Annotated in this window: 1 protein-coding gene; it reads left to right on the plus strand. The window is 61.7% G+C overall.

Annotated elements, in window-relative coordinates; all coding sequences use genetic code 11:
• On the plus strand, positions 1-253 hold a 253-nt coding region (locus SB689_RS23720; RefSeq protein ID WP_410694490.1), incomplete at both ends, for a hypothetical protein.

The following is a 253-nucleotide window of genomic DNA, read 5'->3' on the forward strand; positions in this document are numbered from 1 at the left end:
ATGCCACGGTGCGCATCATGAACATCCGGCCCAAGTACCGCGATGGTATCTCGCTGTCGCCGGGGCGGTATGACGTGATGGTCAGCGCGGATGGCTACCGGACCAAGCGTTTCCCGCTGACGGTCAAGGCGGGGACGGTGGCCGTGGATGTCGAGCTGGCGCGTCGCAGCGGCTTTTCCTGCGCCAACACGCAGTATTACTCCGGTGGTGACTCGATCAGCAATCACGGTTATCAGTTGCGTACCGAAACCCT

Source organism: Chryseobacterium sp. SIMBA_038, assembly GCF_046535115.1.
In the GTDB taxonomy this organism is placed as follows: Bacteria; Bacteroidota; Bacteroidia; order Flavobacteriales; family Weeksellaceae; genus Chryseobacterium.